This window comes from Nitrobacter sp. CN101 (genome assembly GCF_055390255.1).
Genome location: NZ_AP038833.1, coordinates 2,781,734 through 2,805,085 on the forward strand (window position 1 = coordinate 2,781,734; position 23,352 = coordinate 2,805,085).

Annotated in this window: 23 protein-coding genes and 1 pseudogene; 16 read left to right on the plus strand and 8 right to left on the minus strand. The window is 59.1% G+C overall.

Going from position 1 to position 23,352, the window contains the following annotated elements:
• Window positions 1–5 precede the first annotated feature (5 nt).
• The 4 genes from ACZ5IL_RS14045 to ACZ5IL_RS14060 form a co-directional block, all read right to left on the minus strand.
• A complete protein-coding gene (locus ACZ5IL_RS14045) occupies window positions 6–206 on the minus strand; it encodes a hypothetical protein (RefSeq protein ID WP_464592347.1) in 201 nt (66 codons plus the stop codon).
• A gap of 89 nt (window positions 207–295) precedes the next feature.
• Window positions 296–490 (minus strand): hypothetical protein, encoded by a 195-nt coding sequence (locus ACZ5IL_RS14050; RefSeq protein ID WP_464592349.1) that lies wholly within the window; start codon window positions 488–490, stop codon window positions 296–298.
• A 106-nt stretch (window positions 491–596) separates the two neighbouring features.
• The gene (locus ACZ5IL_RS14055; RefSeq protein WP_464592351.1) at window positions 597–812 is read right to left on the minus strand and encodes a helix-turn-helix transcriptional regulator; all 216 of its coding nucleotides are present in this window, start codon (window positions 810–812) and stop codon (window positions 597–599) included.
• Window positions 813–1,146: 334 nt separating this feature from the next.
• Entirely contained in the window at window positions 1,147–1,641 is a 495-nt protein-coding gene (locus tag ACZ5IL_RS14060) for a single-stranded DNA-binding protein (protein ID WP_464592353.1), read from the minus strand.
• Window positions 1,642–2,030: 389 nt separating this feature from the next.
• On the opposite strand from ACZ5IL_RS14060, the gene ACZ5IL_RS14065 reads away from it, so the two are divergent.
• The 7 genes from ACZ5IL_RS14065 (at window position 2,031) to ACZ5IL_RS14095 (ending at window position 13,469) form a co-directional block, all read left to right on the plus strand.
• Window positions 2,031–2,801 (plus strand): outer membrane protein, encoded by a 771-nt coding sequence (locus tag ACZ5IL_RS14065; protein ID WP_464592355.1) that lies wholly within the window; start codon window positions 2,031–2,033, stop codon window positions 2,799–2,801.
• A 288-nt stretch (window positions 2,802–3,089) separates the two neighbouring features.
• Entirely contained in the window at window positions 3,090–6,065 is a 2,976-nt protein-coding gene (uvrA, locus tag ACZ5IL_RS14070) for an excinuclease ABC subunit UvrA (RefSeq protein WP_464592357.1), read from the plus strand.
• Between the two features lie 218 nt (window positions 6,066–6,283).
• Complete coding sequence (locus ACZ5IL_RS14075) at window positions 6,284–6,835, plus strand: BA14K family protein (RefSeq protein WP_464592359.1); 552 nt, start codon at window positions 6,284–6,286, stop codon at window positions 6,833–6,835.
• A gap of 710 nt (window positions 6,836–7,545) precedes the next feature.
• Window positions 7,546–11,286, plus strand: coding sequence for a vitamin B12-dependent ribonucleotide reductase (locus ACZ5IL_RS14080; protein WP_464592361.1), 3,741 nt, complete (start codon window positions 7,546–7,548; stop codon window positions 11,284–11,286).
• Window positions 11,287–11,353: 67 nt separating this feature from the next.
• Window positions 11,354–11,569: a DUF2442 domain-containing protein gene (locus ACZ5IL_RS14085; RefSeq protein WP_464592363.1), complete on the plus strand. Its 216-nt coding sequence runs from the start codon at window positions 11,354–11,356 to the stop codon at window positions 11,567–11,569.
• Between the two features lie 377 nt (window positions 11,570–11,946).
• Window positions 11,947–12,900 (plus strand): AlbA family DNA-binding domain-containing protein, encoded by a 954-nt coding sequence (locus ACZ5IL_RS14090; RefSeq protein ID WP_464592365.1) that lies wholly within the window; start codon window positions 11,947–11,949, stop codon window positions 12,898–12,900.
• On the plus strand, window positions 12,897–13,469 hold the full coding sequence (locus tag ACZ5IL_RS14095) for a hypothetical protein (RefSeq protein ID WP_464592367.1): 573 nt from the start codon (window positions 12,897–12,899) through the stop codon (window positions 13,467–13,469). Before ACZ5IL_RS14090 ends, ACZ5IL_RS14095 begins: the two co-directional genes overlap by 4 nt.
• A gap of 121 nt (window positions 13,470–13,590) precedes the next feature.
• Here the strand turns inward: ACZ5IL_RS14095 and ACZ5IL_RS14100 are convergent, their stop codons facing one another.
• The 3 genes and pseudogenes from ACZ5IL_RS14100 to ACZ5IL_RS14110 all read right to left on the minus strand — a co-directional run.
• Window positions 13,591–13,746 carry a hypothetical protein gene (locus tag ACZ5IL_RS14100; protein ID WP_464592369.1) on the minus strand — a complete coding sequence of 52 codons (156 nt, stop codon included), beginning with the start codon at window positions 13,744–13,746 and terminating at the stop codon, window positions 13,591–13,593.
• 159 nt (window positions 13,747–13,905) lie between these two features.
• Window positions 13,906–14,265 (minus strand): hypothetical protein, encoded by a 360-nt coding sequence (locus ACZ5IL_RS14105; protein WP_464592371.1) that lies wholly within the window; start codon window positions 14,263–14,265, stop codon window positions 13,906–13,908.
• Between the two features lie 189 nt (window positions 14,266–14,454).
• A pseudogene (locus ACZ5IL_RS14110) lies at window positions 14,455–15,126 on the minus strand (ROK family protein); the annotation flags it as partial.
• A 172-nt stretch (window positions 15,127–15,298) separates the two neighbouring features.
• Between ACZ5IL_RS14110 and yghU the strand changes: the two are divergent.
• From yghU to ACZ5IL_RS14140, 6 genes are all read left to right on the plus strand, one after another.
• Window positions 15,299–16,171 (plus strand): glutathione-dependent disulfide-bond oxidoreductase, encoded by an 873-nt coding sequence (gene yghU / locus ACZ5IL_RS14115; protein WP_464592373.1) that lies wholly within the window; start codon window positions 15,299–15,301, stop codon window positions 16,169–16,171.
• A 48-nt stretch (window positions 16,172–16,219) separates the two neighbouring features.
• Entirely contained in the window at window positions 16,220–16,900 is a 681-nt protein-coding gene (fabG, locus tag ACZ5IL_RS14120) for a 3-oxoacyl-ACP reductase FabG (protein WP_464592374.1), read from the plus strand.
• A 164-nt stretch (window positions 16,901–17,064) separates the two neighbouring features.
• Window positions 17,065–17,592 (plus strand): bifunctional 3-hydroxydecanoyl-ACP dehydratase/trans-2-decenoyl-ACP isomerase, encoded by a 528-nt coding sequence (gene fabA, locus ACZ5IL_RS14125; RefSeq protein ID WP_464592376.1) that lies wholly within the window; start codon window positions 17,065–17,067, stop codon window positions 17,590–17,592.
• Between the two features lie 49 nt (window positions 17,593–17,641).
• Window positions 17,642–18,319 (plus strand): DUF2161 domain-containing phosphodiesterase, encoded by a 678-nt coding sequence (locus ACZ5IL_RS14130; protein WP_464592378.1) that lies wholly within the window; start codon window positions 17,642–17,644, stop codon window positions 18,317–18,319.
• A gap of 339 nt (window positions 18,320–18,658) precedes the next feature.
• Window positions 18,659–18,958 carry a hypothetical protein gene (locus ACZ5IL_RS14135; protein WP_464592380.1) on the plus strand — a complete coding sequence of 100 codons (300 nt, stop codon included), beginning with the start codon at window positions 18,659–18,661 and terminating at the stop codon, window positions 18,956–18,958.
• 127 nt (window positions 18,959–19,085) lie between these two features.
• Entirely contained in the window at window positions 19,086–19,331 is a 246-nt protein-coding gene (locus ACZ5IL_RS14140) for a DUF6719 family protein (RefSeq protein WP_464592381.1), read from the plus strand.
• Window positions 19,332–19,373: 42 nt separating this feature from the next.
• On the opposite strand, the gene ACZ5IL_RS14145 is transcribed toward ACZ5IL_RS14140, so the two are convergent.
• Window positions 19,374–19,895, minus strand: coding sequence for a CreA family protein (locus tag ACZ5IL_RS14145; protein WP_464596909.1), 522 nt, complete (start codon window positions 19,893–19,895; stop codon window positions 19,374–19,376).
• Between the two features lie 240 nt (window positions 19,896–20,135).
• Between ACZ5IL_RS14145 and ACZ5IL_RS14150 the strand changes: the two genes are divergently transcribed.
• From ACZ5IL_RS14150 to ACZ5IL_RS14160, 3 genes are all read left to right on the plus strand, one after another.
• Entirely contained in the window at window positions 20,136–21,584 is a 1,449-nt protein-coding gene (locus ACZ5IL_RS14150) for a L,D-transpeptidase (protein ID WP_464592383.1), read from the plus strand.
• 180 nt (window positions 21,585–21,764) lie between these two features.
• Window positions 21,765–22,694, plus strand: a complete 930-nt coding sequence (locus ACZ5IL_RS14155; protein ID WP_464592385.1) for a polysaccharide deacetylase family protein — start codon at window positions 21,765–21,767, stop codon at window positions 22,692–22,694.
• Window positions 22,695–22,717: 23 nt separating this feature from the next.
• Window positions 22,718–23,269, plus strand: a complete 552-nt coding sequence (locus tag ACZ5IL_RS14160) for a dihydrofolate reductase (protein ID WP_464592387.1) — start codon at window positions 22,718–22,720, stop codon at window positions 23,267–23,269.
• Window positions 23,270–23,352 lie beyond the last annotated feature (83 nt).

A 23,352-nucleotide genomic window follows, 5' to 3' on the forward strand; every position in this document is an offset into this window, starting at 1 on the left:
GGCCTTCATACGCTTGCACCAAATTGGAATAGCGGATTCGGTACGTAGGTTGGTTCGCCTCCCGCGCCGCGCTGTTCAATCAGAGCGCCGTGGCGCACAAGCCGGTCCACAGATTGACGGATGGCTCGTTCAGAAGCGTGAGTTGATCGGGCTAGTTCGGCAAAGTTGATCGCGACGCCGCCATCATCGAAATTGGCATCGTTCATTGAGGGTCCAGATATTAGGCAATGGGAATATCTCGCTTCGGCACGTTGCCGGAGCGCTCAGGCAGTTTGGCGCCGCATGCCTGCGGCGCCTATTTCACCAGCGTGAGCTTGCCGTATCCAACCTGGACCCGCTCTGCGATTTCCACCGCCCGGGCTTCCATCAGGATCGTCAAGATTTTCTCTAAGGCACGATGTGGATCTTCCGTGCGGTATGGCTGGATGTGATCGGCTAAAACGCAGTCGATATCTAAAATAGCTTTGGCTAAAATTTCAGTGTTGGTCACCGGAGCCTCCTATCAGCACCGAGCCTCAAAGCCGGACTGCCCAAGAATTTGATTCAATTTCGCCGGATTAGATTGGTTCCAGCTCTGGCCGTGTGGTCGCGAAGACTCACGCCACCTCGCCGGCAGGCCGGTTATCGTTCGCGACCCAAGTGCTCGTGCGGCGGCGAGACGTAATCCAAGATTCGACGTCGGTGCGGTCGTATTTCACGGCCTTGCCTATTTTAAAATACACCGGCCCGGTGCCCGTGCACCGCCGCTTAGCGAGGGTTGACCGGCTGAGCCCGGTGAGCGCGGCTACGTCATCAATGGATAGGAAATTCACGTAATACTCCCGTTTTGGGAGGGAAGTTGCGCCCCGGCCAAGGCCAGTCGGCGGCCATCGGAATCCGGCGTTGCCGCTGAATTCCGAACGGTGCCGTTAGATAACGTTAGATAAGACGTGACCCGCGGAAAAGCTGGAAAAAAAACGAAAAAATTTACGGCCGCCAAAATGAAGTCCAGCCCGCGCTGTTAGGCAATCGCCAAAATTCCCTATGGAATACAATGCGACTGAAATTGCCTAACCTGGGCGTTAAGTGCCGATAATCATTGAAATCAATCAATCCTGCCGGGATCGCCAAAAACCGGCGCAGTAAACACCAGGTTATTTTCACTCGCTAAAACGGAATGTCGTCGTCCATGTCGCCGCGGTGGCTACTGGCGGCCGCGGTGCGGCGCGGCGTTCCGCCGCCTGACGGACTCCCGGACCCGAAGTCGCCGCCGGAATCGTCAGATCCGAAGTTGCCGCCACCGCCGCTGTTGCGGCCATCGAGCATTGTCAGAGTCGAATTGAAATTCTGTAGCACCACTTCGGTGGAGTATTTTTCGACACCGCTTTGGTCGGTCCATTTTCGGGTCTGCAACTGACCCTCGATGTAGACCTTCGAGCCTTTCTTCAGATACTGCTCAACAACCTTGCAGAGGCCTTCGTTGAAAATCACGACGCGATGCCACTCTGTCTTTTCCTTGCGCTCGCCGCTGGTCCTGTCGCGCCAGGTTTCAGAGGTTGCGATCCGCAGGTTGGCAATCGGCCGTCCGTCCTGGGTTCGCTTGATTTCCGGGTCGGCTCCGAGATTGCCGATCAGAATAACTTTGTTCACGCTACCCGCCATCGCCGTTCTCCATGTCCCCAATCCCCGATTGCTAGCTCAAAACCGGTGCTAACCCAACGGGCGTTGCCGCTTCAAAATCGAGCCGTGACGGCGTTCAAGCAGCCTACACTTCCCGCGCCGCGCCGAGAGGCTAATCGCCGGGTTATCCACGGATCGAGTGTGGGGTGGTACAATGTACTTTATTTGTTCTCAACAAATAAAACCGAAAGTCCGCGCGGACCTCTCACCGAGATACCTCCGCCCGCTGGACAAACAATTTGACCCAGAGTGTTGCATTTGAGAGACGGCAATTTGCTGCGCCGGAAGGTATACTGAATTCACAGATTTCGGGGTAACTACCAGCGCTCGCGCTTAGTTGTTGAAACTAAAGCAAAAATCCGGGGATTGAAATGAACAAGTTTCTGATTGGGGCCGTCGGTGCTCTCGCCATTGGCCTTGGTACCGCGCCCGCCACTGCGGCTGACCTCGCCCCGCGTCCATATACGAAGGCTCCTCCGATGGTGGCCGCGATTTACGACTGGAGCGGCTTTTACATCGGCGCGAACGGCGGCTGGGGATCGAGCAGGAATTGCTGGAACTTCACAACGCCCGCAGGTGCTGCCGTGGCAAGTGAAGGTTGCCATGACGCAACCGGCGGCACGGCTGGTGGCCAGATCGGCTATCGCTGGCAGACCAGCAATTGGGTGTTCGGCCTGGAAGCTCAGGGTAACTGGGCTGATATCAGTGGCCGCCGTGCCAGCCTCGCCTTCCCCGCCTTCACCAACGACAGCCATCTGGGTGCATTCGGCCTGTTCACCGGCCAGATCGGTTACGCCTGGGATGCCACGTTGCTTTACGTGAAGGGCGGCGCTGCCGTGACGTCTAACCGATACCGGAGCCTTGCTACCGCAACCGGCGTTCAAGTGACCAACAACGTCAACAACACCGACTGGGGCGCTACGGTCGGCGTCGGCCTCGAATATGGGTTTGCGCCAAACTGGTCGCTCGGATTCGAGTACGACCACATCTTTATGGGCGGCAATAGACTTACCTTCATCAACAATGGCGTTGCCGGGGCCGCCGGTACGCTGTTTGGAACCGACAATATCAGCCAGGACGTGGACCTCGTCACGGCGCGCATCAACTACCGCTGGGGTGGCCCAGCCATCGCACGGTACTGATCGCATCTGATCCGACGTTCTTGGAAAACTTGAAAGGCCGGCTTTTGCCGGCCTTTTTGTTTGAGGTACGGGCCGCAGGCAACCCCGCGAACGGCAGCATACTGAGCAGCATACTGATAAGCCGTCCTGCTTCTCCCGACGAAATCGGGGATGATCGCTGACGCCCTCTGGAAATTGCCCGCTGTTCTATCTACGTTCCATAGACTGCCACAGATAGCGCCTCTCCGGGGATTGGCCGGCGCGGCGCGCCTAAACGCGGTGCGGCTTCTGCACCCGGAAAAGCCTGTCATGGATGAAGTCATCAAGGCGAAGCGGCAACAATTGAGTCCCGCGAGTCGCGCCCTCACGATTCGCGGCGCTCGCGAACACAACCTCAAGAATGTGGATCTGGAAATCCCACGCGACAAGCTCGTGGTGTTCACCGGCCTCTCCGGCTCTGGCAAGTCTTCGCTGGCGTTCGACACCATCTATGCCGAGGGTCAGCGCCGCTATGTCGAGTCCCTGTCGGCTTACGCGCGTCAGTTTCTGGAGATGATGCAGAAGCCCGACGTCGATCAGATCGACGGGCTGTCGCCGGCGATCTCCATCGAGCAGAAAACGACTTCGAAGAATCCGCGCTCGACCGTGGGGACCGTGACCGAGATCTACGATTACATGCGGCTATTGTGGGCGCGCGTCGGCGTGCCCTATTCGCCCGCAACCGGCCTGCCGATCGAAAGCCAGACGGTGTCGCAGATGGTAGACCGGGTATTGGCGCTGCCCGATGGCACGCGGCTCTATCTGCTGGCGCCGGTCGTTCGCGGCCGAAAGGGCGAGTATCGAAAAGAACTGGCAGAGTATCTCAAAAAGGGTTTTCAGCGCGTCAAGATCGATGGCGCTTTTTACGAACTCGCCGATGCTCCCACTCTGGATAAAAAGTTTCCGCACGATATCGACGTGGTGGTCGACCGCATCGTTGTAAGGCCGGACCTGGGCCAGCGGCTGGCTGAGTCATTCGAGACTGCCTTGAAGCTCGCAGAGGGGCTGGCGGTGATCGAATATGCGGACGCGCCTCCTTCACCTCTCGCCGGAGAGGGCGAAAAGAAGAAAATCGCGAAGATCCACGACAAGAGCGGTCCTGAACGCATCCTGTTCTCGGAAAAGTTCGCGTGCCCCGTGTCCGGCTTCACACTCCCTGAGATCGAGCCGCGGCTGTTCTCGTTCAATAATCCCTACGGCGCCTGCCCGAAATGCGGTGGTCTCGGTATCGAGCAGCACGTCGATGAAGATCTCGTCATCCCGAACAGGGAATTGACGCTGCGCAAAGGCGCGATCGCACCGTGGGCAAAATCGTCGTCACCATATTACTTGCAGACCCTCACCGCGCTCGGCAAATTTTACAAATTCGCCCTGGATACCAAATGGAAGGACTTGCCGAAGAAGACGCAGGCCGCGCTTTTGCATGGCTCGGGCGACAGTGAGATCAAGTTCTCCTATGAAGACGGCGTGCGCTCCTACGAAACCAGGAAACCATTCGAAGGCATCATCCCCAACATCGATCGTCGTTATCGCGAAACCGAAAGCGAATGGGCGCGCGAGGAGCTTGGAAAATATTTCTCCGACGTGCCGTGCGATTCCTGCAAGGGCTATCGGCTCAAGCAGGAGGCACTGTGCGTCAAAATCGGGGGCAAGCACATCGGCGAGATCAGCGAACTGTCTGTTCGTCTTGCCGGCGAATGGTTCGAGACCGTTCCGATAATGCTCTCGGCGCAACAGAACGAAATTGCCGGCCGCGTACTCAAGGAGATTCGCGAGCGGCTGTCGTTTCTGCTCGACGTTGGCCTTAGTTACCTTACGCTGTCACGCGCTTCCGGCACGCTGTCCGGCGGCGAGAGCCAGCGCATTCGGCTTGCTTCGCAGATCGGTTCAGGCCTGACCGGCGTACTGTATGTGCTGGACGAGCCTTCCATCGGCTTGCACCAGCGCGACAACGCCCGCCTGCTTGAAACTCTGAAGCGGCTTCGCAATCTTGGCAATACGGTGATCGTCGTAGAGCACGATGAGGATGCCATCCGCCTCGCCGACCATGTGCTCGATATCGGACCCGGCGCCGGCGTTCACGGCGGCCATATCGTCGCGCAGGGCACGCCGGCCGATATCATGCGCAACCCGAAGTCGCTGACCGGCAAGTATCTTACTGGCGAACTGGCGGTCGAGGTGCCGGATCGGCGGCCGCCGAACCATCGCCGCACCATCAAGGTGGTCAACGCACGCGGCAATAACCTCAAGAACGTCACGGCGGAAGTTCCGCTCGGTCTGTTCACCTGCATCACGGGTGTTTCCGGTGGCGGGAAGTCGACACTGCTGATCGACACGCTTTACAAGGCGATCGCGCGGAAACTGAACAATGCGAGCGATCCCCCCGCACCCCACGACCGTATCGAGGGCCTGGAGCACATCGACAAGATCATCGACATCGACCAGTCGCCGATCGGACGCACGCCACGCTCGAATCCTGCGACCTACACCGGGGCCTTTACGCCGATCCGTGAGTGGTTCGCCGGTCTGCCCGAAGCCAAGGCCCGTGGTTATGCGCCAGGCCGTTTCTCCTTCAACGTCAAAGGTGGGCGTTGCGAGGCTTGCCAGGGCGATGGAGTCATCAAGATCGAGATGCACTTCCTGCCCGATGTTTACGTCACCTGCGATACCTGCAAGGGCAAGCGCTACAATCGCGAGACGCTCGAGGTGGTTTTCAAGGGCAAGTCGATCTCCGACGTGCTCGACATGACCGTCGAGGAAGCGGCCGAATTTTTCAAGGCGGTACCGCGTGTTCGCGAAACCTTCAAGACGCTGCATCGCGTCGGCCTCGACTACATTCATGTGGGGCAACAGGCCACCACATTGTCTGGCGGCGAGGCGCAGCGCGTCAAACTCGCCAAGGAACTGTCGAAACGCGCAACCGGCCGCACACTCTACATTCTGGACGAGCCGACAACTGGCTTGCACTTCCATGACGTAAAGAAGCTTCTTGAAGTGCTGCACGAGCTGGTCGCGCAGGGCAATACAGTTGTGGTGATCGAACACAATCTTGAAGTCATCAAGACCGCGGATTGGGTGATCGACCTTGGCCCCGATGGTGGGGACGGTGGCGGCGAGATCGTTGCCTGGGGACCACCGGAAGACATTGTGAAAGCGCCGCGCAGTCATACCGGAAATTTTTTGAAGCCGGTGCTGAAGAAGGCAGGAAAGCCGAAGCGACATAACGCGAGCGAAGCGGCTGAATGACGCACGAGACGCAAACTTGTGAACGATAAACTCATCTATAAGGATTTATTCTTATAAATATGATCTGAAACGATAATTTTTAAGTCATTTTTGTTGTGATGGATACCAGTTCCAGAGATGGAACATTTCCAAAAGCCCCGTTGCGGAACTCGCCACCTATCGCCACGTTTTGTTCGTGAGTGACAGCCTAAATTCGAATCCGACATGGAGTTCCGAATATGTTTAGTTTCAAACCAGTACTGGTGGCGGCCGTTCTGGCGGTTGCAGCCCCACTGGCCATTGCGTCGCCAAGCTGTGCACAGGAATTGGGAACAAAGGCCCAAGGATTCGCCGGCGGTGGCGGACACATTGGCATGGGCGGAGGTGGTGGCCGACACATGGGCGGTAGCGGCTGGCACGGCGGGCATATGGGCATGGGTGGGGGCTGGCACGGCGGCGGTGTTGGCTGGGCCGGCCGCGGCTGGCGTGGAGGTTGGGGTGGCGGGTTTTATCCCGGCTTTGTTGGTGGCGGCTTGTTGGGCGGCCCGTGGGGTTGGGGTGGAGGTTGGGGTTGGGGCGGCGGTTGGGGATCGCCTTATTACTCGTACTCTTCCCCCTACTACGGCTCCCCTTACTACGGGGATGACGGGTATTACGATGATGGCCCCACCGCGGTCCAAAGCAACGGCAGTGGCAGGGACGCTTCTTACTGCCAGCAGCGGTTCAAATCATACGATGTGCGTTCCGGAACCTATTTGGGTCGCGATGGCAAACGCCATCGCTGTCCGTAACTAGCTTGCCCCTTCATGGGCCTTATCGAGGAGCGGTGCCAAAGCGCCGCTCCTTTTTCTTTTTATCCTCTCCGCTTTGCCGCTCCCGGCACGCCGTAGCTATTTATCTGCTGAACGGTTGGGTCGCGCGTAGCGAGTCGCGCCTCTGAAGCAATCCCTCGCGTGCAATAAATAGCTGTCTTGTGAACAGCGGGCGAAATTCGTCGGTGGGACGACATCAAAGACTTTTTCCGTTTCGGAATCCGTGAACACTCACCGATACTTGAAGTCATCCAAGGCGCGATTCGACCCTTGGTTTTCCCTTCTTTCCACCATATTTAGTATTTGATTCAAGAATCTGCACTAGTCCTTGACGTGCGCAAGGGAGTCGTCCTAGCTTAGATTTCGGTTGGCGCGAGTATGTTTTGGGTTCCGCCGGTCGCTCCTGAAAGGTTCCAGAATGGGCACTTCGTCCGCCGGTTTGGGCAGCGGAGCGTGGATGTGTCTGCTCTGAGCCAAGGTATCAGGAACACCAAAAACCAGATCGAAACTGGCGCAAATGGGGATGTGAGGCGTTGAGTCCGAGATAGCCACGGGCCGCAGGTCCTCTGGTCGGAATCGGACTTCCAAACAGGGCCGGAACCACTGGCCGAACTGCGGGCGCAAGAGTCCGCGAATGGAAACCGCCAACGCCGCCGAAGCGGTGACGGACAGTTATGGGGCACGAAACAATGCGATTCGAACGGCGCTATACCAGGGACGGTCAATCACCCTATGCTGGGATCGATTTCCGGCTGACCACGAGCGAGATCCGTAATCCGGATGGCTCCGTGGTGTTTCGCCTCGAGAATGTGGAGGTGCCGGAACCATGGTCGCAGGTCGCTTCCGATGTGTTGGCGCAGAAATATTTCAGGAAAGCCGGCGTCGCGGCGCGCCTCAAGAAGGTCGAGGAGGAAACGGTCCCCTCGTGGTTGTGGCGTTCGGTCCCTGATACCGACGCGCTCGCCGCCCTCCCCGAGAACGAACGCATCGTCGGTGAAACCTCGGCCAAGCAGGTGTTCGATCGGCTCAGTGGATGCTGGACCTATTGGGGCTGGAAGGGCGGTTACTTCACCTCTGAAGAGGACGCGCGGGCTTTCAACGACGAACTGCGCTACATGCTGGCGTGCCAGATGGTGGCGCCAAACTCGCCGCAGTGGTTCAACACCGGCCTGCACTGGGCGTATGGCATCGACGGCCCCGGCCAGGGCCACTACTACGTCGACTTCAAGACCGGCAAGCTGACCAAGTCGAAGTCGTCATATGAGCATCCGCAGCCGCATGCCTGCTTCATCCAGGGCATCGAGGACGACCTCGTCAACGAAGGCGGCATTATGGACCTGTGGGTGCGCGAGGCGCGCCTGTTCAAATACGGCTCCGGCACCGGCTCCAACTTCTCGCGCCTGCGCGGCGAAGGCGAACGTCTCTCGGGCGGCGGCCGCTCCAGCGGCCTGATGAGTTTCCTCAAGATCGGCGACCGCGCTGCGGGCGCCATCAAGAGCGGCGGCACCACGCGCCGCGCCGCCAAGATGGTGGTGGTCGATGCCGATCATCCGGACATCGAGCAGTATATTGATTGGAAGGTGAAGGAGGAGCAGAAGGTCGCCGCTCTCGTCACCGGCTCCAGGATCAACCAAAAGCACCTCAAGGCGGTGATGCGCGCCTGCGTCAACTGCGAGGGCTCGGGCGATGACTGCTTCGTGCCGGAGAAGAACCCGGCGCTGCGCCGTGAGATCAAGCTCGCCCGCCGCGCGTTGGTCCCTGACAACTACATCAAGCGCGTTATTCAGTTCGCGCGACAAGGCTATAAGGAGATCGACTTCCCGGTCTTTGACACCGACTGGGATTCGGAAGCCTATCTCACTGTCTCCGGCCAGAATTCCAACAACTCGGTGTCGCTGAAGGACAACTTCCTGCGCGCGGTCGAGACCGACGGCGACTGGAATCTGATCGGCCGCACCACCGGAAAAGTGACGAAGACGCTGAAGGCGCGCGAGCTCTGGGAGAAGATCGGCTTCGCCGCATGGGCGTCGGCCGATCCCGGCTTGCACTTCAACACCACGATGAACGACTGGCACACCTGCAAGGCGTCCGGCGATATCCGTGCATCGAATCCGTGCTCGGAATACATGTTTCTCGACGATACCGCCTGCAATCTCGCCTCCGCCAACCTAATGACGTTTCACGACACCGCCTCGAAGCAGTTCGATGTCGATGCCTATGAGCACACCGTTCGTCTCTGGACCGTCGTGCTGGAAATCTCGGTGCTGATGGCGCAGTTCCCGTCCAAGGCGATCGCGGAGCTGTCTTACGAATTCCGCACGCTGGGTCTCGGCTTCGCCAATATCGGCGGCCTCCTCATGACGATGGGCCTGTCCTACGACTCGAAGGAAGGCCGCTCGCTGTGCGGCGCGCTGACCGCGATCATGACCGGAATCGCCTACAAGACGTCCGCCGAGATGGCCGGCGAGCTCGGCGTCTTTCCCGGCCACAAGAAGAATGCTGGCCACATGCTGCGCGTGATCCGCAATCATCGCCGCGCCGCGCACGGTCAATCCAACGGCTATGAAGCGCTCGCGGTCAATCCGGTGCCGCTCGACCATGCCTCCTGCCCGCAGCCCGATCTCATCGCCCACGCGACCAGGGCGTGGGACGACGCGCTCGCGCTCGGCGAACAGCACGGCTACCGCAATGCGCAGGTCACCGTGGTAGCGCCGACCGGCACCATCGGTCTGGTCATGGACTGCGATACCACCGGCATCGAGCCCGACTTCGCGCTGGTGAAATTCAAGAAGCTCGCGGGCGGTGGTTACTGGAAGATCATCAACCGCGCCGTGCCGGAAGCCTTGCGCGCGCTCGGCTATCGCGAGAGCGAGATCGCCGAGATCGAGGCCTATGCGGTCGGTCACGGCTCGCTGTCCAACGCGCCGGGCATCAACGTTTCCACCCTGAAGGCCAAGGGTTTCACTGACGAAGCCATTGCGAAGGTGGAGAAGGCGCTGCCGACCGCGTTCGACATCAAGTTCGCCTTTAATAAATGGACGTTTGGCGAAGACTTCATTCGTGACACGCTCGGCGTCGATACCGACGCCCTCGCCTCGCCGGCCTTCGACCTGCTCACGGCGATTGGTTTTAGCAGGCGCGAAATTGAAGCCGCCAACGTGCACATCTGCGGCGCGATGACGGTGGAAGGCGCGCCGCACCTCAGGGCCGAACACTATCCGGTGTTCGACTGCGCTAACCCCTGCGGCAAGATCGGCAAGCGTTATCTCTCGGTCGAAAGCCACATCCGCATGATGGCGGCCTCGCAACCGTTCATCTCGGGCGCGATCTCGAAAACCATCAACATGCCGAACGACGCCACGGTGGAAGACTGCAAGTCGGCCTACCTGCTGTCGTGGAAGCTCGCGCTGAAGGCCAATGCGCTCTATCGCGACGGGTCGAAACTGTCCCAGCCGCTCAACTCGCAGCTCATCGCCGACGACGACAGTGACGACGACGCGATCGAGGCGCTGATGGACAAGCCGATGGCCGCGCGCGCCACGCAGGTGGCGGAGAAGGTCGTCGAGAAATTGGTGGAGCGCATCGTGGTGCTGCGCGAGCGCGAGAAGATGCCGGACCGCCGCAAGGGCTACACCCAGAAGGCTGTCGTCGGTGGGCATAAGGTCTATTTGCGCACCGGCGAATACGACGACGGCCGCCTGGGCGAAATCTTCATCGACATGCACAAGGAAGGTGCGGCGCTACGCTCCTTCATCAACAACTTCGCCATCGCGGTTTCGCTCGGCCTGCAATACGGCGTGCCGCTGGAGGAATATGTCGACGCCTTCACGTTCACTCGCTTCGAGCCGGCAGGACCGGTGCAGGGCAACGACTCGATCAAGTACGCGACCTCGATCCTCGATTATGTGTTCCGCGAACTCGCGGTCAGCTACATGAGCCGCTACGACCTCGCCCATGTCGATCCGTCGGAGACCGGCTTTGACGCACTCGGCAAGGGCGTGGCCGAAGGCAAGACGCCGGAAGGCCAGCATGCCACGCGCTACGTGTCGAAGGGCCTTACCCGCTCGCGCACCGATAATCTTGTCGTTATGCGCGGCGGTTCACCCTCCTCCATCGCGGGAGAGAGTCGGAGCGCAGCGGCCAATGTCACTGCCCTCTCCTCCTCGCGCGTGGGCGACACGCTCGAAGGCGCAACCGCGCTGAAGCAGGAGACCGAGCACGACCTCTCGCCGACTGAGCGGCTGGAACAGCAGCAAAGAAGCAAGGTCGCTGCGCATGCAGCCGCACCGACCAAAGCCGAGCGCCGCGCGGAAGCGAAAGCAAGAGGCTATGAGGGCGAGATGTGCTCCGAGTGCGGCAACTTCACCTTGGTGCGAAACGGCACCTGCATGAAGTGCGATACGTGCGGAAGCACGACGGGGTGTAGCTAAAACAAATGGGGCGGACGCCATGACACAACCACCACCGGGAGAAGCCCGGCTATGATGGATGGATACGATGAGCGTTTCGCCGTCTAGTGTTCGTTTTGACGAAAAAACCATGTGGGTCGAATTATCCGACGGCCGCACGCTTGGTGTGCCGCTTGCTTGGTTTCCGCGCCTTCTGAAGGCCACCCCGGAGCAACGCGCCAACGTTGAGATCAGCCTCGTCGGTTTGCATTGGGACGAACTTGACGAAGCCGTTTCACTTGTTGGGCTTCTGGCCGGACGGTGACATCAGCATCGCGCGGACAAAGCGGCGTGATGCGTTGTGACGATCATGATGAGCGCCGCGCCGAAGCGAAAGCAAGGGGCTATGAGGGCGAGATGTGCTCCGAGTGCGGCAACTTCACCTTGGTGCGCAACGGCACCTGCATGAAGTGCGATACGTGCGGAAGCACGACGGGGGGCTCGTGATCTAGAGCGAACATCGTGGTGTGAATGCTCGCATAGGATGGGCAGATTCGGTCAAATTGCGCCGCAAATCCCCCTAAAGTTTAGTCGCACCCGATGCGGTGACGAAAAACCGCCGGAAACGGCGGTTTTTTACGATCAATAGTGCGTCAGGTGCAGCGCTAAATTCGGGAATATGGCTCGGTACCGAGGAGCGACATGGCCAAGCAACGAAATTTGTCCGATGCCGAAATCAGCATCGTAAAGGCGATGCTCCGAAAGGGCTGGCGAAATGACGTTATCCATTACTACTTCAACAAGCCGGATCGACTGATCAGCTCCGGACGCATTACGCAGATTAAGAACAGTAAGTACGGCGCGTCAGTAGAAGAAGCTCAACCGGAGGAACTCGAGGCTTTCCTATCCGCTTGGCAGGATCACAAGGCCAAAGCGCCTCCAGCGCCTTCTGCGGTCGACATGCGTATCCTTCGCTCCATGTTCGTCCGCGAAACCGGCACGTGGCGGCTGACCGGTGGCGAGACCGACCGCATCGAGTGCAAGGCAGGTTTCCGGCTTCAGCCCGAGGATCGGTTCTCGAAGGCGCTCCGCGCAATCGCTGGCCTGGCCAACAATAAGGGGGGCTACCTTCTATTCGGCGTCACGGACGCGACCTACCAGGCGGATGGGCTTGCCGACGACATCTTCACGAGGTCGGACATCTCGCTCGTCAATCGAATCCTTGCGGGCTCCTTGGATCCCGTGCCTCACATCACGAAAGCCCTCATCGAACTCGGTGGCAAGCAGGTGGGCGTGCTCTACGTGGAAAAGCACGATCATAGTCCCGTCATCGCCATCAAGAACGTCGGCCAAGACGTGAAGGAAGGAGGAATCTATTTCCGGTACGTCGGGGAGACCCGCTTGATCAAGCCAGGAGAGCTTAGGCAGATTATCGCCGCGCGCGAGCAGCGGGCGGTTGCCGAGTTCAGCGCTCGCATGAACCGCGTCGCAATCGGCAAGGAAGCCACGATCGATTTGGACTCCGGCGAAGTCGCCGGCACCAGCGGAAAATTCCTAATCGACAAATCCTTACTCTCGAGCATCCAGTTCGTGCGCGAGGGCGAATTCGACGAAAAGAAGGGGGCACCCGGCTCTCAAGCTGATCGGCGACGTTGAGCCAGTTTCGGAAGTGGAGGGAGCGAACGAAAGTCATCCGCGAGAACGTCACACCCGATGCAGTCGTCCGCAACTTCCTGAGGGACGAAAAGGTCGTAGAGCCGATGCAGTACATCCACTTCCAGGCTCACGCCCAGCGGAAGTGGTTTCCCGTATGGTTCTACATTGACCAGGTGCAGTCGACTGCCGCCGAGGTCGCCGACGATCTCCGCAAACAGGTCGCCACCTATCCGTCGTCCCGCAACGCTCTAGTCGACCGTCTCGCGGGGAAAGACGCGGCCTTCCGCCAATCGACCGGGAAGGCCGAAGCACTGCGCGGCAAACTCGCGCGAGGTGAGATCAAGACGCCGACCAACATCGAAGAAGACGTCGTTTTCGCTGGTGCAATCCAAGCTTTGCCTACAACGGTGAAGCCTAAGGATCTCGAGCGCATCCGGACGGTCCTTCTGGAGTGTCTCGATCGGGCTTTCGGATCAGACCCGCGGAGCAGCAACCGTCGGGGCGCCATCTATCGAGCGGCATGTCGGCTCGACGAACTACTCTACTCGAAGAAGAGTAGCCAAGCCTAGGCTGTTTCGGTGTCGACACCCTGAAACTGCGCCTTCTCACCCGGCCCCATCGTCTACAATCAGCTGCGTCCAATTTGGGCACGAGCCTGTAGCGCGAATTCCAACAGACCCAGCAGCCTCATCAAATGCCGAGCTGCTTGATAACCACCAACCCGGCGAAGAAAGCAACCAGCAGTAATGCGCCGCCGATCACGTAGATGTTCTTGCGGCGTTTGCTCATATTCGGCGCCCCGTTGTATTCTCGCGTCGAGCTGCGCCATTCCCGAAAATCATTCATTGTTCGTACCTTTGTTGTCTCGGCCCGTAAGCCCGGCGCGTCGTTACGCCTAGAGTCTGTTTCAGACTGCGTTGAGTCAGACTCGCTTATCTTTTTGTTTGAGCATGAGCTTTTCCGAAAACCGGTTTCCACTTTTCGGGATCATGCTCTAGCGCACACTCACCCGCAGGTCCACACCGGTCCGATCGGCGTCTGCGTCCAGCACGGGCCGATGCTGCCGCCGTTGTAGCGGCCGCGATAGAATCCGGGCCGGCCGAAATAATACGGTGTGCCATACCAGTAATAGTGCGGCGTTGGCCCGATATACCAATGACGCTGCTCACGGCGCGCATTGCGTAGCACCGATGCCTCCTGCTTGAACAGCGGAGCCGCGTTGTTCAGTGGCTGACGATACCCCGGCAGAAAGCCATAGGTGTGCGGGGGATGCGGGTTTTTTCCATGTCGGTGCGCCGCCTCCGCGGAAACCCACGGCAGCGGCAGAAGGAGGATGACAATCGATAAACACAGGAGGCGCGACATGACCCGATCATAAGCATTCGGCGGCGGCGGAACCATTCAAATCCTCGAACGCCGCGCCGCTGCGCCCTCACCTGCCCGCGTGCTCAAGCGCGCCACCCTTGCGGGCTGCGATGCGACCGGTCTGCTTTTGATTTTATATTGCGGATCGTCTTCGGATCCGCGGCGGGTGTGGCCCTTATCATCCTCTCCCCACAGCCTGAACCCGCCATCGAATGCATCGGCATTATCGCCACGGCGCGATTTCGGCGGCAGCTTGTCGAGATGCGCGACATTGCCGCCGCCGATCAGCACCTCGTCCGGTTCGAGCGCGGCCGTGAGTTGCATCACGATATCGGTGACGTGCTTGCGCCATTTCTTGTTGCCGCGGCGTTGCCGTCCGGCCTCGCCCGCATAGTCCTCGTAGGTCTTTCCCCTGCGATACGGCAGGTGGCCCAATTCCATCGGCTCCAGTTCGCCATCCACGATCATCGCCGAGCCAAGCCCGGTGCCGAGCCCCAGAAACAGCATCCGCCCGCCGCGATATCCGCCGAGCGCCTGCATCAGCGCGTCGTTGACGACCTTGGCCGGTTTGCCGAACGCCTTTTGAAAGTCGAATCCCTTCCACCCCTCGCCGAGATTGAAGGGCTCGCGCAGCGGGCGATTGCCGCAGATCGGGCCGGGATAGCCGATCGAAATGACGTCGTAGGACCAATCCTTCGTCAGCGCCTTGACCTTGCGCACCATCTGCTTTGCCGTGAGATCGGGTCCGGATTCAAATTCGCGTTTGATGCGGTCCTTGCTGGTCATCATCTTGACGTGGGACCCGCCGATGTCGATCGCGAGAATGGTTCGGTTCATCTGGCGGGAGCGTGCTGATTTCATTGGTTCGTCCTCAAAACACCTGATGCACGCCAGCGTTCCTTGCAGAATGCGGATCAAATGCGGCAGAGTTTTCCGGTTGCGCCCACCGCTTGCGGCCGTTCGCATTCGGGCCTAACTAGCTGCGGTATCCTGCTTTTTTCCTAGCATATTCGCTCTTCCGGAGTGCCTCTTGATGACCGACGCCCCCTATACGCCGCCCAAAGTCTGGACCTTTGACAAGGAGAATGGCGGCAGATTCGCGTCCGTCAACCGTCCGACCGCAGGCGCGACTCATGAAAAGGTGCTGCCCGTCGGCAAACACCCCTTTCAACTTTATTCGCGGGGAACGCCGAACGGCCAGAAGGTCACGATCATGTTCGAGGAGCTGCTCGCGCGCGGCCATCCCGGCGCGGAATATGACGCGTGGTTGATCCAGATCGATGGCGAGCAGTTCGGCTCGGGCTTTGTCGAGGTCAATCCGAATTCGAAGATACCGGCCCTGATTGATCGCTCGCGACCCGAGCCGCTCCGCGTGTTCGAGTCCGGCGCGATCCTCCTGCATCTAGCGGAGAAGTTCCGCGATTTCATTCCGAGGGCAACGGCGGCGCGCGCGGAATGCCTGTCCTGGCTATTCTGGCAGATGGGGAGTGCGCCCTATCTCGGCGGCGGCTTCGGGCATTTCTACAACTATGCGCCGGAGAAAATCGAATACGCCATCAATCGCTTCGCGATAGAAACGAAGCGGCAAATGGACGTGCTGGACCGGCGGCTCAAGGACAATGAATATCTTGCCGGTGCTGAATATACGATCGCCGACATCGCGGTGTGGCCATGGTATGGCGGCTTGGCCGAGGGCAAGCTCTACGGCGACAGCGCCACCTTCCTCGACGTCCAAAGCTACAAGAACGTGCAACGTTGGACCGCGCAGATCGCCGCTCGGCCTGCGGTGAAACGCGGCCGCATCGTCAACCGCACATCCGGTGATCCCGCAAGCCAGCTTCACGAGCGTCACGACGCCTCCGACTTCGCCACCCGAACGCAGGACAAGCTCGTGAAGCAGGGTTGACGCCCTGCCCTCCTCATTTACAGCCACTCCGAGCTCGAGGTTCCTTCAATGCATGGAAAGGTCATCGTCATCACTGGATGCTCCGGCGCACTTGGCAAGGTCGTCGCGGATGCCGCCATCGCGCGCGGAGCCAAGGTAGCCGGCATCGACCGCGCTGCTGTAAACGGCGGTGCTACCGCCGACCGGATCGAACTCGGCGGGGTCGATCTGACGGATCCAGAACAAGCCTTGCGGGCCGTCGATGCGGCGGCTGCGCATTTCGGCCGGCTCGACGTTCTGGTCAATATCGCCGGTGCGTTCGCGTTCGAGACGATCGCCGACGGCGACTCCAAAACATGGCAGCACCTCTACGCGATCAACGTGACGACCGCGCTGAATGCCTCGCGGGCCGCGATCCCGCATCTGGTTGCATCCGGCGCCGGACGTATCGTCAACATCGGCGCGACCGGAGCATTACAGGCCGGCGCCGGCATGGGCGCCTATGCTGCGTCGAAAGCGGCCGTGCATCGGCTGACCGAAGCGCTTGCCTCCGAGTTGAAAGGCAAGGTGACCGTCAATGCCGTCCTGCCCTCGACGATCGACACGCCAGCCAACCGCAGGGATATGCCCAAGGCGGATTTCGCGACGTGGGTGACGGCGCACGAACTAGCGAATGTCATTCTGTTTCTGGCCAGCGATGCGGCAAGCGGAGTCACCGGCGCGCTACTACCCGTGCGTGGACGCGTCTGAAGCGCGACCTTCTCCCTTTGCAAACGGTCTAACCGGTTTTTTAGTAACCTGCGGTTCTTCGACTCTTGCACTTCTCTTGTAGCGTGTAATCATGGTATTATGCTATCTATGGTAGCGACGACAAGAAGTTCCCAGCCCTAGAGTTTTTTTACAGGGATCAGCAGATGCCTGGCCGCAGCAGCTACTCCTACGAGGATTTGCTGGCTTGCGGCCGTGGCGAGATGTTCGGTCCTGGCGAACCCAAACTGCCGTTGCCGCCGATGCTGATGTTCGATCGCATCACGGAAATCACGGAAGGCGGTGGGAAATATGGGCGCGGGCTGGTGCGCACTGAGCTCGACATCAAACCGGACCTCTGGTTCTTCCAATGCCACTTTCAGAACGATCCGGTGATGCCGGGCTGTCTTGGTCTCGATGGGCTTTGGCAGATGGTGGGATTTTATCTTGTCTGGCTTGGCCGCGACCGGACTGTGAAAGCTCGTGCCCTTGGTCTCGGCGATTTGAAATTTACAGGTCAGGTTCTGCCGCATGCCCGCAGGCTTTCCTACACGGTGGACATCAAACGGGTGAGGCGCTCGAGGCTGGTGATGGCGATTGCCGACGGCACGGTAAGTGTTGACGGCGATGTGATCTATTATGCCAAAGATCTTCGGCTCGGTCTGTTCAAGAGCCTTCCAGGATCGCCGTCTTAACCGATCGACTGATAAGATCCGGGCTGTTGAGTCGGCCCGAGCATGCAACGTGGAAACCTCGCTTTATCTTCCGGTCAAACGTCATCTTGAAAGCCTCGGCTTCACTGTTAAGGGCGAAGTCGGCGGCTGCGATCTGGTTGCGCTCAGCGGTGATGATCCGCCGATCGTCGTGATCGGCGAGCTGAAACTGAGTTTCAATCTGGAACTCATTCTTCAAGGCGTCGATCGCGCGGGCGCATGCGATGAGGTCTGGCTAGCCGCCAGGCTGTCGATGAACGGCAAGGGACGCGAGAGCGACGCGCGCTATCGCAACCTGTGCCGGCGGCTAGGGTTCGGAATGCTTGGGGTGACACACCAAGGGCGCGTTGAAGTGCTGGTGGCACCCTCCGCTGTTAGTCCGCGCCGCAATCCCAAGAAGCGCTCTCGGCTGGTCATAGAGCACCAACGCCGCAAGGGTGATCCAGTTGCCGGCGGCAGCACGCGGACGCCGATCATGACAGCGTATCGCCAGCAGGCACTGATCTGCGCAGCCGCAATGGTTACAGGTCCATGCCGCGTGCGGGATCTCAGAGTGGAAGCTCCGGACGCCGGAAAAATCCTCCTTCACAATGTCTATGGATGGTTCGACCGCATTGAGCGTGGAATTTATACCTTGACCGACGCCGGCAGAACCGCGCTGAAGCGATGGCCTCAGGGGCCATCCGAAGTAGTACCGATCGCCGAATAACCCCCGCGGGCCGAGTCTGACCTTATGCAGGGTCTTTAAGGCAAAGCGCGGCTGCATGTCGCATGTTGCTTTGTGCGCGACTTGGCAATGTGCAAAGCGCGTCAAAATGCATAGCTGTTTTGCCACTTTGGATCCCGTATGAGGTGCATACCGAGTCTTCTGACCTAAAGCAGGATGAGGTTTGATTATACTTTCCGCTTCTTTTTGAATCGAAAAGTGCGGATGCCGGAGGCAATCGTTCGAAGAGCCGTCGTTCTTTGAACGAGTGTGGTCATGTCGCGTTGAGGCGTTTCACGTCAATTTTCATGGGCTGAGTTTGCCCAACCATTGAGGCGAACGATGAGCGAAGGCTGGCATACAAAATTTGGCATCCGGCGGGTTCGCCACGATCCTCCCACGTTGGAGGAAGCGATCTTCGCGGCGACCGGGATCACCGACGATCTCGACTCGCAGGCTGAGATTGCGGCATCGCTGATTGGAATGCCGTTCGATGTCGTTCACGCAGAGGTCAAGAAGACCGCTCACGCTGTTACGCGGTCGCCTACGACGCGCGTGATTGCGGGTGAACAGGGCGCTTTGCGCTCGGTCGTGGTCGAGCGCCGCGTAGTTCGCAGATTTGTCAACGACAGGCGATTATGACGCGAGTCGAGTCGAGATCAGCTTAGCTGCAAATCGCACTATTCTTCCGACTTCCTGCTAACGTTCTTCGCAGCGCTGAAAATCGTGTTACGAGAATGCGAATTGTCGCTGCTACGAAGGATACCAGATGCCGAAAAGTTGCGACCTGCTTCTTTTGATAGTTGTCACACTGACCATTGCGGCGCCCGCCGCACACGCTTCGCAAGTTGCGCGAGAGACCGACGTCGTCAATCTGCGGCTGGGCGAACGCATTCTTGTCGATGATGGATCTTGTCCGGCGGGGCAGATTAAGGAAATCTCCGGTACGAAACTGACTTCGGCCGGCGTTGTTCCGGCACGCAAGTGCATATCGCGGGTCGGCTCAAAGCGGTGAATGCGTACCTCCGTCGCACTAACATCGCCTTCGAACGGGACTCTAATCGGAAATGAAATCCCCGCATTTTTGGATGGTGGTGTCCGAGGCGCCCCAAGGCATGATCGGTACTGAGGACGTCGAATTCTGTGGTGAGCCCTCGATCACTCGATCGGAATAAACCATATAGACCAGCACATTTCGTTTCGCGTCACAGCCCCGCACGATCTGCATCTTCTTGAACAGCATCGAGCGCCGCTGCCGGAACATGTCTTCGCCCTGCTTCATCTTTTCCTTGAAGCGAATCGGCCCCATCTGGCGACACGACAGCGAAATATCCGAGACTTCCTCCGCCACTCCAAGCCACCCCTTGATGCCGCCCTTCTCGGGTAACGTGAAATGGCAAGCAACGCCTTCGATCTCAGGGTCGTCGACGCCATACGTCGCGAGCTTGTCATTCGGTGTCAGCAGCTTGAAAACCGTCGAGCGACGAAAGATCAGGTCGGGTTCGTCTGCTGCATGGGCGTATGTTCCGGCGAACACCGCCACCGTAAGGACGATGAAGGCCAAAAAGGTCCGAGCCATTCGGCGCTTCTCATCATGAATCTGAGCTCGAAATGTCATCAGGTAGCTCCGTTTGCTGGGTCCGGCCTATGTAAGTTCTCAAGTTCCCGAGAAAAGATCTCGACCGGCCAGCGAGCCGAGAATTAGATTCGTGTGAAGGATTTTGCATTATTTAAAGGAAGTCAGCCGGAAAACCGACACAGACCGGTAGGAAGTGAAGTCGGAAGCGCTAAATCTGAACCATGATTCGAGGGCGAAGGCGTGTGTGAATATTTGTCCTTCCTGCGCACGATGCGGTGGACCGCCAATGTTCCCTCGGTTTGCGTGGGTACATATCCGTGGTCGGTACGCCTCGGGATTGGGCTGCTGATCGCTGTCTTGACCGGACTTGGATCACCCGCGCATAGCCAGATCTTCTGGCAGGACGATTATCCGGACTTTTTTAACGAAGGGTCTCCCCCGCCGCCCGTCACGAGGCCGCAGTCGCATGGAGTCAAAGTTCGCCGGCTCCCAAAGCCAGAATCGGCGGCTAAAGTCACGCGGAAGCCAAATGGCCCCATCATCATTGCCATTTCAATCCGGCGGCAAATGCTCAAGGTCTATGACGCCAACGGCCTTTTCGCTGAAACCCCGGTGTCGACTGGAATGAGCGGCCACGGAACTCCAATGGGTGTTTTCAGCGTCATTCAAAAGCAAAAATGGCATCGCTCGAATATCTACAGCGGCGCGCCAATGCCCTACATGCAACGCATCACCTGGTCCGGCATCGCGATGCACGCGGGCGTGCTTCCAGGTTATCCTGCGTCGCACGGATGCATCCGAATGCCCTTGGACTTCGCGGTGAAGATGTGGAATTGGACCAGGATCGGCGCTCGAGTCATCATCACTCCTGGCGAGGTGACGCCCGCTGATTTTTCGCACCCTGTGCTGACAAGCCGTCGGCCAGAGCCCGTGCCGGCCGAGGTGAAAGCCGACGCCAGCGCCGCGATGTCGCAAGTCAAAGTTTCATCGCTTGCATCCGGTTTGTCTGCGACCGGCGGATCCATCACTGCGACGCCTGAGGCGGCGGCCGCCGAGCCGATCAAGGGAGATTCAGGCGACACGAGGGACACCGACGTCACGGTAACGGCGGCGGCCAACCCTGTCGGCGATACGGTGGCTTCCCCCGCCGAAATCCCCGCTGGGTCGAAGGATCAACCGCAAACCCCTCCTGCGAGTGCGGAGAAGGCTGAACTCGCGGCGATTTCTGCACTGAAGCGGAGCGGCCGGATCGCGGTCTTTGTCAGCGGCAAGGACAGCAAGATCTATGTGCGGCAGAATTTTACGCCGATATTCGATGCTCCCATCACGATCGCCGCGAGCGATCGGCCTTTGGGAACACACGTGTTCACCGCGGAAGTCGCCAAGGACAGCAAGGTTGACTTCCGCTGGTCGGTCGTGTCGCTCCCGGCGCTGGAGCGTCGCGCCGACCGAGTTCTCGTTCTTAAAGGTCGGTCCGGCCAGAAAACGACCGTAGTCAACGCAACGGTCAGGCCGACCCCTGTTCCGGATAGCGCCACCGACGCGTTGAACCGCATCTCCATCCCGGAGAGCGTCATGGCGCAAATCGCTATTGCCTTTTCAACGGGAGACTCCATCGTTGTCTCCGATCAGAGTATTGCAGGCAGCGAAACCGGTGAAGGCACCGACTTCATCGTCGGGCTGCGATAAAGTGGTGGTTCAATTGCTCGGGTTTTCGCTCGGCGATATTGCCATGGTCGCGCACACGGCGGTATCAGAGGAAGCAGCCCAGCTGGGGATAAATGCCGTTTCCGTGGAAGGGGTCGTCTTTAGCTGCGCTAGAATGAGGAAGCGGGCGATTCAACCGCGATAACCTTTGAGGTGATCGAGATGCGCATGACGACAGGGCTGATCTTTGCTGGCGCGGTTTCGTTGTGTGCGACCACGGTCGCCTGGTCGCAGACGCCCGCACCCAAGGGAGTCCAGAATGCGGCCGCGCCGGTTCCCGCGCGGGCAAGCGGAGCGCAGGTCGCCTGTAACGGAAGCCCCGACGCACTCGGTGTTGCCCGCGTGGTGCAAATTGATACGACCGGTGGTCCTGGCTTCGGATTCGAGCATTTCAAGCAACTCGACTTCCTACGCGACAAGGAAGTGGTGCTGACGTTTGATGATGGTCCGTGGCCCGGAAATACGCCTGCCGTGCTGAAGGCGCTTGCCGATCAGTGCACCACCGGCATCTTCTTCTCGATCGGCAAGCACGCGACCTACCATCCCGAGATCCTGCGGAATGTCGCCGCCGCCGGACACACGGTCGGCTCGCACACATGGTCGCACGCTAATCTCAACAACAAGAAGCTGTCCGAGGCGCAGCGCAAGGACGAGATCGAGAAGGGATTCAGCGCCGTCAAATGGGCGCTTGAGGCTGCTCCTGCCCCGTTTTTCCGTTTCCCTGCGCTACAGCATCCGCCGGAGATGGTGACCTACCTTGGCGAGCGCAGTATCGCGATCTTTTCCTGCGACGTCGACTCATTCGACTTCAAGTCGCACACGGCTCAACAGGTGGTCGACAACATCTTCAAGAAGCTCGACAAGGTCGGCAAGGGTATCATTTTGATGCACGACTTCCAGAAGCATACCGCCGAGGCGCTGCCGGAGGTTTTGCGCAGGCTGAAGGCCGGTGGATACAAAGTCGTGCAGATGAAGGCAAAGGCGCCGATCGAGACGCTCGCGCAATACGACGAGGAACTGAAGAAGGATACCAAGCTGCCGACCGTGAGTTCCCGGCCGGTCAACAGCGTCGTCCAGACGATCTCCGAATAACGCGCGACGATCCGGAAAGGCTTATGCTTCGCATCGAGGGTTATGTCATCGTGTCGGCGGACGGAATGCTCGCCGATGCGAGCCATGTGATGCCGGAAGCGCTGAAATTCAGAGGCGATCTTGAGTTTTTCACCGCAGGACTGGATCACGCGGACGTCGTCGTTCACGGACGTAATTCGTTCGAGGATCAGCCCAACTCGCCGCTGCGCAAAAGGGTTAGACTAACCCGCCGCGTAGCCGCTCTTGAACGTGATCCCGAAAACGAAAAGGCTACCTTATGGAATCCCGCTGGCGCGTCGTTCGAGGACGCCTGCGCTCATGCCGGAATGCGCGACGGAGTGGCCGCGATCATCGGTGGACCTTCAGTATTCGAAATGTTTCTCGATCGTTATGATACGTTTTGGCTGTCGGAAGCTCCGCACGTGAGGTTACCCGGAGGCGAAGGCTGCTTTCCTGGCGTCCCCGATAGTTCTCCGCAAGCTGTGTTGGCGGCACACGGACTTCAGCCTAGCGAGGTCCGGATTCTCGATGCGGAGAACGACGTTCGCGTTACAGCATGGCGCCGCGCACGCTAGCCTCTTGAATGGAACGGTCACGGTCGCGGAGGTCAATGTTATTTTGGTCTGACGCGATTTCTTCACGAGCGCCGGCATCCATC

What these genes read in the sequence shown, in the direction of transcription:
- ACZ5IL_RS14045 (WP_464592347.1), bottom strand. Translation starts at nt 206, where the DNA reads ATGAACGATGCCAATTTCGATGATGGCGGCGTCGCGATCAACTTTGCC.
- ACZ5IL_RS14060 (WP_464592353.1), bottom strand. Translation starts at nt 1,641, where the DNA reads ATGGCGGGTAGCGTGAACAAAGTTATTCTGATCGGCAATCTCGGAGCC.
- ACZ5IL_RS14065 (WP_464592355.1), top strand. Translation starts at nt 2,031, where the DNA reads ATGAACAAGTTTCTGATTGGGGCCGTCGGTGCTCTCGCCATTGGCCTT.
- uvrA (WP_464592357.1), top strand. Translation starts at nt 3,090, where the DNA reads ATGGATGAAGTCATCAAGGCGAAGCGGCAACAATTGAGTCCCGCGAGT.
- ACZ5IL_RS14075 (WP_464592359.1), top strand. Translation starts at nt 6,284, where the DNA reads ATGTTTAGTTTCAAACCAGTACTGGTGGCGGCCGTTCTGGCGGTTGCA.
- ACZ5IL_RS14080 (WP_464592361.1), top strand. Translation starts at nt 7,546, where the DNA reads ATGCGATTCGAACGGCGCTATACCAGGGACGGTCAATCACCCTATGCT.
- ACZ5IL_RS14085 (WP_464592363.1), top strand. Translation starts at nt 11,354, where the DNA reads ATGAGCGTTTCGCCGTCTAGTGTTCGTTTTGACGAAAAAACCATGTGG.
- ACZ5IL_RS14090 (WP_464592365.1), top strand. Translation starts at nt 11,947, where the DNA reads ATGGCCAAGCAACGAAATTTGTCCGATGCCGAAATCAGCATCGTAAAG.
- ACZ5IL_RS14100 (WP_464592369.1), bottom strand. Translation starts at nt 13,746, where the DNA reads ATGAATGATTTTCGGGAATGGCGCAGCTCGACGCGAGAATACAACGGG.
- ACZ5IL_RS14105 (WP_464592371.1), bottom strand. Translation starts at nt 14,265, where the DNA reads ATGTCGCGCCTCCTGTGTTTATCGATTGTCATCCTCCTTCTGCCGCTG.
- yghU (WP_464592373.1), top strand. Translation starts at nt 15,299, where the DNA reads ATGACCGACGCCCCCTATACGCCGCCCAAAGTCTGGACCTTTGACAAG.
- fabG (WP_464592374.1), top strand. Translation starts at nt 16,220, where the DNA reads ATGCATGGAAAGGTCATCGTCATCACTGGATGCTCCGGCGCACTTGGC.
- fabA (WP_464592376.1), top strand. Translation starts at nt 17,065, where the DNA reads ATGCCTGGCCGCAGCAGCTACTCCTACGAGGATTTGCTGGCTTGCGGC.
- ACZ5IL_RS14135 (WP_464592380.1), top strand. Translation starts at nt 18,659, where the DNA reads ATGAGCGAAGGCTGGCATACAAAATTTGGCATCCGGCGGGTTCGCCAC.
- ACZ5IL_RS14140 (WP_464592381.1), top strand. Translation starts at nt 19,086, where the DNA reads ATGCCGAAAAGTTGCGACCTGCTTCTTTTGATAGTTGTCACACTGACC.
- ACZ5IL_RS14145 (WP_464596909.1), bottom strand. Translation starts at nt 19,895, where the DNA reads ATGGCTCGGACCTTTTTGGCCTTCATCGTCCTTACGGTGGCGGTGTTC.
- ACZ5IL_RS14155 (WP_464592385.1), top strand. Translation starts at nt 21,765, where the DNA reads ATGCGCATGACGACAGGGCTGATCTTTGCTGGCGCGGTTTCGTTGTGT.
- ACZ5IL_RS14160 (WP_464592387.1), top strand. Translation starts at nt 22,718, where the DNA reads ATGCTTCGCATCGAGGGTTATGTCATCGTGTCGGCGGACGGAATGCTC.